This window comes from Micromonospora sp. NPDC049060, from assembly GCF_040649055.1.
Classification (GTDB): domain Bacteria; phylum Actinomycetota; class Actinomycetes; order Mycobacteriales; family Micromonosporaceae; genus Micromonospora; species Micromonospora reichwaldensis.
The window spans coordinates 1-6,997 of sequence record NZ_JBEZEV010000012.1 but is presented as its reverse complement, the minus strand read 5'-3'; the positions used below and the strand labels follow the sequence as shown (position 1 = coordinate 6,997).

Sequence of the window (6,997 nt, the reverse complement as noted above, 5' to 3'; positions counted from 1 at the left end):
TCGCGCCGGGCGCGTCGCGTGCGGCCGGGTCAGCGCGGGGCACGGGGGTGCCCCTACGATGCGGCGTATGGCGCTGTTGTACCGGGCGGAGATGCGCCCCACGAAGTTCGCACTCCTGGCGGCGTGGCTGCCCGGCCGACCGTGGTACCAGGGGCCGGCCGGCGCCGACGTCGAGCGCGTGGCGGCCTACCGGTTCGACGATCCGGCCGGCGCCGTCGGCGTCGAGACGCTGCTGGTCAGGGCCGGCGACGGGCCGATCCACCAGGTCCCGCTGACCTACCGTGACGCGCCCCTCGACGGCGGCGACGACTGGCTCGTCGGCACCACCGAGCACTCCGTGCTCGGCCGCCGCTGGGTGTACGACGCGTGCGCCGACCCCGTCTACGCCGCGACGCTGGCGGCGGCCGTCCTCGCCGACGCCGGGCAGGCGCAGGAGTACTTCGAGGCCGACGGCCGGCGGGAGTACCGCGAGCTGTCGATGACCATCGCCGGCAGCGGCACCCGGGGCGCCGAGGTCCCGCCCGTCGGCGCCGTGCGCCGCGTGGTGGAGGACGACCTCACCGTCATCGTCACCGACTCCGTGGAGTTGGCCGTCGTGCGCCGCCCCGACGGCGGCACCGCGTCGGAGGGCGCCGTGCTGACCGGCACGTGGAGCGGCCAGCCGAGCCCCCTGCCGCTGGCGTACGCCCGCCGGCGCTGACGGGACGCACCGCCGGCCAAGGGGCGGCGCGCCGACCTCCTGCGGCCCACCGTCCCGACAGACGGATACCGGCTGCGCGGGACACCCCTCCCGGGCGGGGTACACCTACCGGTACCAAAGGCGGAACGCCGGGTCCCACCGGCGGGTGCCGACCGCTGGTCGGCCGGTCCCCCCGACGGAGGACCGGCCGGGACGCGCCGCTGTGGCGAGGTCAGCCCCAGATGGCGGTCGCCCACTCCGGGTGGTCGACGAACGGGTTCCGGTTGCCCTGCCAGCGCTCGTAGATCCGCTGGTTGCGGCGCTTCTCGAAGGCGTCCGGCGGGTCGGCCTGGTTCCACTGGAGCAGTACCGACATCTTGCCGTGGTACGGCGCGCTGCCGTTGTTGACCGACTGGTTCAGCTCCAGGTTGGGCCAGCCGTCGGTGCCCTCGTACCGGATCGCCATGTACATGATCATGCGTGCCACGTCGCCCTTGACCGCGTTGCGCGGCTCCCACGAGTCGGCGTCGGTGTAGCAGCCCGGCGCCTCGGCGACGGCGCTGCCGCCGTTGTCGAAGTCCTTGTTGCCGCGTGTGGAGTTGACCGAGACGTCGGTCGGCCGCAGGTGGTGCACGTCGGTGCCCGGGCCGGTCGAGGTGCCGAAGTCGCCGTGGGACTTGGCCCAGACGTGCTCGCGGTTCCAGTCGTTGACCCCGCCGCCGTTGCTGCTCTTGCTCTGCGACCGGCCCGTGTAGAGCAGGATGACGTTGTTGCTGTTGGCCGGGTCCTGGTCGGTGTCCTTCAGGGCCTCCCACACCTGGTCGTAGGAGAGCTTCGTCTGCACCTTGATGATCGAGTGCAGCGAACCGCGCAGCGCCGTGCCGGACTTGCCGATCGCGTTGGCGTAGTAGGTGGAGTCGTAGTCGCCGCCGGGCACCGGGCTGGTCGTAGGGCCCGGGGTCGGCGACTGGCTCGGCGAGGGCGCGGTGCCGCCGAGGGTCATCGCCGTTGGGTTCTTCAGGCCGCCGTGGCTGAAGTAGGCGGTGAGCGTGCCGGTGGCGGTGATCCGCTGGCCCCGCAGGCCCGGGTTGGTGAGCAGCCCGAAGGTGCTCCGGTAGGCGGCGGTGACCTGGACGTAGAGCATCCTGCTCGTGCCGGTCTCGGCCGCCGTGTCGGCGATCGCGATCGCGGTGTCCGAGTTGAAGCCGGACCTGAGCACCGTCGTGGCGCTGGTCGGCTGGCCGATGACGTAGCCGGTCACGGCGGCCGTCCGGCCGTCCTGCGCGGCGAGTGCCTGGGCCACGGTAAGGGTGGTGGCGGCCGACGCCGCGGCCGTCACCGCCACGGGCGCCACCACGGCGACGGCCAGCGCGAACGCCATCGCCAGCCTTCTGGGCCCCGAGCGGGTACTGCTCCTCGTATTCATGAGCAGCGATGCTAGCGGGGTGTGGGTGAACGGCGGGAGATCGGGACCGCAACTTTTCGGCGCGGCGGCCGCGCCTGACCGCCGCACGGCCGTGCCTGACCGCCGCACGGCCGTGCCTGCCCGGCGCACGGCCGCGCCGGAGGCGGCCACCAGCCGCGCCGGAGCCGGCTACCCCGGCGACGGGCCCGCGCGCAGGTAGGTGAGGGCCGCCAGCACCCGGCGGTTGGTGTCGTCGCTGGGCGGCAGGCCGAGCTTCGCCAGGACGTTGCCGATGTGCTTGCCGATGGCCGCCTCGGTGACGTGCAGCCGCGCGGCGATCGCCGCGTTGGAGTGCCCCTCGGCGAGCAGCGTCAGGACCTCGCGCTCCCGGGCGGACAGGGCCGCGAGCGGGTCGCGCGGGCGGTGCAGCAGCCGCCGCACCACGTCGGGGTCGACGACCGTGCCGCCGCCGGCGACCGTACGCAGCTGCCCGGCGAACTCGGCGACCTCGGCGATCCGGTCCTTGAGTAAATAGCCGACGCCCCGGCCGTCGCCGCTGGCGAGCAGGGCGGAGGCGTACTCGGCCTGCACGTGCTGGCTCAGCACCATGACGGCGAGCCGCGGCCGTTCGGCGCGCAGGTCGACCGCGGCCCGCAGCCCGTCGTCGTGCGGGCCGGGCGGCATCCGGATGTCGGTCACCACCAGGTCCGGCTCGTGCGCCCGGACCGCGTCCCGCAACTGCGGTGCCGTGCCGACGGCGGCGACCACCTCGAAGTCGAACCGGGCCAGCAGGCCGGCGAGGCCCTCGCGCAGGAGGACCTCGTCCTCGGCGAGCACGACGCGCGTCATCGGCGGCACGGCAACTCCACCCGGACGAGCGTGGGGCCACCGGGCGGGCTGGCGAGCAGCAGCCGCCCATCGACTGCGGCGACCCGGTCGGCGAGGCCGGTCAGGCCGGTGCCCCGCGCCGGGTCGGCCCCGCCGTGGCCGTCGTCGGAGATCTCCACGACGAGTTCGCCGTCGGCCTGGACGAGCCGGACCTCGGCCCGGGTCGCCCCGGCGTGCCGGACGACGTTGCCCAGCGCCTCCGACACCACGAAGTACGCGGTGCTCTCGACGAGTTCGGGCAGCGGCTGCCCGAGGTCGGCGTGGACGGTGACCGCGACGGTGGCCTCGCCGGCCAGTTCCCGTACCGCGCCGGCCAGGCCGAGGTCGGTGAGGCTCTGCGGGCGGATGCCCTGCACGATCTGCCGTAGCTCGACCATCAGGTTCTTGGCCTGGTCGTGCGCCACGGCGAGCGGGGCGGCGGCGGGGGAGTCCTCGGGCACGTCCAGCCGGGCCAGGCCCAGGTGGAGGGTGAGGCTGGTCAGCCGGGGCTGCGCGCCGTCGTGCATGTCGCGCTCGATGCGGCGGCGTTCGGTCTCGTACGCGTCGACCAGCCGGGCGCGCGAGCGGCTGACCTCCCGCAGGGCCGCCCCGTCGGCGGGCCGGCCGAGCAGCCACCGGGTCACCGCGCCCTGGGCCGCGGCGAGCACGCCGAGCCCGTACCAGAGCACCGGGAGGAGCAGGACCCCGAGCACGGCGTACGGGACGGCCTCGCCGGCCGTGTCGACGGTGGTCCAGACCACGATGACCTCGTCGGCGTCGCCCACCAGCCAGGGGCTGGCGACCAGCGTGAGGTCGAGCAGCACGAGCAGGGTGGACACGGCGTAGCCGAGCGGCACGACGCCGCCCAGCCAGAAGGTGTGAGCGACCTCCCGCCACGCGTCGGCGCCGGTGTAGCGCGCGGCCAGGCCCCGCCACCGGTACGCCGGCAGCGGCCGCCCGTCCACGAGGCCGAGCCGCTGCCGTTCCACGGCGGTCACCGCGATGCTCACGACCGGGGCCGACGCCAGCACCGTCAGCGCGCCGACGGCCAGGAACAGCACGAGGGGCAGCTCGACCGGGCGGCCCTGCCGGGCGGCGTTGACCGCCGCCAGCAGGGGCGCCCCGACGACGAGCAGCCCGACGGCGAGCACCCCGGCGACCGGGACGGTGGTGAGCAGGTAGGCCAGCGCGCGCCACGGCCACGGGGAGAGCAGGTATCCGGGCCGGCGCAGCGCCTCGGCCAGGCACAGGGGACGGGCTGTCGTCATGCCGCTGACGCTAACGGCGGGTGACGCGCCGACCCAGCCGTCTGGAGGTAGTTCCCGGGTAGGGCCAGCACTACCCGGTGGCCGGACGACCCCGGCGGGCAGCGCGCCGGGCCAGCGGCGGACGCGACGGTGCGGCACCCCGACGGGGGTAGGCTGACCTGCGTGGATCACGAAGACCGCATCGCACTCTTCCTCGACTACGAGAACCTCGCGCTGGGGGCCCGCGACCACCTCGGCGGCGTGGCCTTCGACTTCCGTCCCATCGCCGACGCCCTCGCCGAGCGCGGCCGGGTGGTGGTGCGCCGGGCGTACGCGGACTGGTCGTACTTCGACGAGGACCGGCGGATGCTCACGCGGTCGCACGTCGAGCTGATCGAGATTCCCCAGCGGATGGGGGCCTCGCGCAAGAACGCTGCCGACATCAAGATGGCCGTGGACGCGGTGGAACTGGCCTTCGAGCGCGGGTACATCTCGACCTTCGTGATCTGCACCGGCGACAGCGACTTCACTCCGTTGGTCCACAAGCTCCGCGAGCTGAACAAGCGCGTCATCGGGGTGGGCGTGGAGAACTCGACCTCGGCGCTGCTGCCGCCCGCGTGCGACGAGTTCCTCTACTACGACCGGTTGGAGGGCGTCGACATCCCTCCCGCCCGGGTCCGACGGGGCCGCCCGGCCCGCCTGCCCAGCCCCGACGTGCCGCGGGTGGAGCAGGAGCCCGAGCCCGAGCCGCAGCCGGCGGCCGAGGAGCCCGGCCGGGACGTCGACACGCTCGCCGTGTTCGTGGCACAGACCGTCGCCGGCCTCCAGGGCAGTTCGAGCGGCGAGGTGACGGCCTCGACGTTGAAGCGCACCCTGCTGCGCAAGGACCCGACGTTCAGCGAGTCCGACTACGGGTTCCGCACCTTCGGCGAGCTCATGCGGCACCTCGCCCAGCACAACGTGGTCGAGCTGGCGGAGGGACCCGCCAAGGGCGACCCCGAGGTCTCCCTGCCCGAGCACGGCGACCGGGAGGTGGCGTTCGGGCTGCTCGGCTCGGTGGTGTCGGACCTCGCCGGAGACGAGGGCGCGGTGGCCCTCTCCGGGCTGAAGAACCAGCTGCGCCGGGCGCGGCCCGACTTCAGCGAGAAGAAGCTGGGTTACCGCAGCTTCCTCCAGTTCTGCAAGGCGGCCGCCACCAGCGGCGTCGTCGACCTGCGGTGGAGTCCCGAGGCCGACGACTACCTGCTCACCCCCCGGGCCGCCTGAGCTGCTGCCGCCCGGCGGCGTCGTGGCGGATGCTCCCTTTCGACCTGCGGGCTGACCGCCGCGCCCGGCCCGTTCCGTCGCGCGGGCCGGGCCGGGCCTCGACGGGTCAGGGCACGGTCACGCCGTACGCGGCCAGGATCTCCATGATCGGCTGGTAGTAGGTGGTGCCGCCGCTGGTGCAGTTGCCGCTGCCACCGGAGAGGATGCCGAGGATCGTGCCGGTGCCGGCGGCGTAGAGCGGCCCGCCGCTGTCGCCCGGCTCGGCGCAGATGTTGGTGCGGATCAGGCCGGCGACGCTGCCCTCGGCGTAGTTGACGGTCGCGTTGAGCCCGGTGACCGTGCCGCAGCGCACCCCCGTCGTGGAGCCGCTGCGACAGACCGCCTGCCCGATGTAGGCGTTGCCGGCGCCGTTGATGGTGAGCAGGCCGGGGTACGTGTAGACGGCGCTGGGGTGGGCGACCAGGCTCGTGTAGCGGACCAGCCCGTAGTCGTTGCCGGGGAAGCTGCTGCCCGCCCGGCTGCCGAGGACGGTGGTCTGTGCGCTGTTGGCGTACCAGGTCGTGCCGACGGCGGTGCAGTGGCCGGCGGTGACGAAGTAGTAGGTGGTGCCGCTGCGGACGTTGGCGCCGAGGGAGCACCTGCCGCCGCTGTAGATCGCCTGCCCGCCGGCGATGAGGATGCGCAGCTCGCCCGGTTCGTGCCGGAGCACCGCACCGGCCCGGGCGGCGGTCGCCCGCAGCGCGGCGACGTCCCGGGCGGAGACGGTGTCGTCGACGGTCAGGGTCATCCGGCCGGTGGCGGGGTCGAGCCCCCAGGCGGTGCCGGCGGTGCGGACCTGTGCGAGCGCGGCCGCGGCGCGGCCGGGGTCGTGGTCGGGGGTGGCCCCGCCGGGGCCGGGGGCGGCGTGGGCGGGCGTCGGCAGGCCGAGCAGCAGCGCGGCGAGCAGGAGCAGGGCGGGCGGGAGACGACGCATCGAACCTCCATAGATTCGTTTCTGTCGATTCCCTACAGGATCCACCCCCGGCGTGACACGGACAAGCGGCTCGTCGTGCCGGTGACCCGTCCCGCGGTCCGGCTACGGCAACGGCTGGGAGATGCCCCGGGCGTGGTCGGTGAGGGCCGCGCCGACGACGGTCGCCTCCAGCGGCAGCATCTCCAGGCAGCGGCGCACGGCGGCGGCCATCAGGGCGTTCGGCACCCGCATCGACAGCGTGCAGTGCGGCACCCAACGCCCCGGCCGGTAGTGCTCGACCAGCCCGATCCCCGCCTCGGTCAGCCGGTCGTGCACCCGCGCGTGGTGCGTGAGCAGTTCGGCGGTGGGGGTCGGGCCCAGCCACAGCACCCGGCCGACGAACTGCCCGGCGTGCTCGAAGCTCAGCCGCAGCGGCGCGGCCACCACCGTCCCGCGCAACGCCGTCGCGACCCGCTCCGGATCGAAGCGCCGACACCGGACGGGCCGGCGAAGATGAACGAGCCCGACGGACGCTTCGGGTCCTTCAGGCCGGCCCGGGTGCGCCGGATCGCCTTCGAGAC

7 protein-coding genes are annotated in these 6,997 nt (G+C 74.4%); 2 read left to right on the top strand and 5 right to left on the bottom strand.

Annotation, left to right across the window (positions count from 1 at the left end):
• Window positions 1–67 precede the first annotated feature (67 nt).
• The gene (locus tag AB0B83_RS07840) at window positions 68–700 is read left to right on the top strand and encodes a hypothetical protein (protein WP_357577520.1); all 633 of its coding nucleotides are present in this window, start codon (window positions 68–70) and stop codon (window positions 698–700) included.
• 211 nt (window positions 701–911) lie between these two features.
• Here the strand turns inward: AB0B83_RS07840 and AB0B83_RS07835 are convergent, their stop codons facing one another.
• From AB0B83_RS07835 to AB0B83_RS07825, 3 genes are all read right to left on the bottom strand, one after another.
• Complete coding sequence (locus AB0B83_RS07835; protein WP_357577519.1) at window positions 912–2,060, bottom strand: endonuclease; 1,149 nt, start codon at window positions 2,058–2,060, stop codon at window positions 912–914.
• 213 nt (window positions 2,061–2,273) lie between these two features.
• A complete protein-coding gene (locus tag AB0B83_RS07830) occupies window positions 2,274–2,942 on the bottom strand; it encodes a response regulator transcription factor (protein WP_357577518.1) in 669 nt (222 codons plus the stop codon).
• Window positions 2,930–4,219: a histidine kinase gene (locus tag AB0B83_RS07825; RefSeq protein ID WP_357577517.1), complete on the bottom strand. Its 1,290-nt coding sequence runs from the start codon at window positions 4,217–4,219 to the stop codon at window positions 2,930–2,932. Before AB0B83_RS07825 ends, AB0B83_RS07830 begins: the two co-directional genes overlap by 13 nt.
• Before the next feature lie 162 nt (window positions 4,220–4,381).
• Between AB0B83_RS07825 and AB0B83_RS07820 the strand changes: the two genes are divergently transcribed.
• Window positions 4,382–5,464, top strand: a complete 1,083-nt coding sequence (locus AB0B83_RS07820; protein WP_357577516.1) for a PIN domain-containing protein — start codon at window positions 4,382–4,384, stop codon at window positions 5,462–5,464.
• Between the two features lie 106 nt (window positions 5,465–5,570).
• Here the strand turns inward: AB0B83_RS07820 and AB0B83_RS07815 are convergent, their stop codons facing one another.
• Both AB0B83_RS07815 and AB0B83_RS07810 read right to left on the bottom strand, forming a co-directional pair.
• Window positions 5,571–6,437 carry a S1 family peptidase gene (locus AB0B83_RS07815; RefSeq protein ID WP_357577515.1) on the bottom strand — a complete coding sequence of 289 codons (867 nt, stop codon included), beginning with the start codon at window positions 6,435–6,437 and terminating at the stop codon, window positions 5,571–5,573.
• Window positions 6,438–6,539: 102 nt separating this feature from the next.
• A partial coding sequence (locus tag AB0B83_RS07810; RefSeq protein ID WP_357577514.1) for a 2'-5' RNA ligase family protein occupies window positions 6,540–6,997 on the bottom strand: 458 nt, incomplete at its 5' end.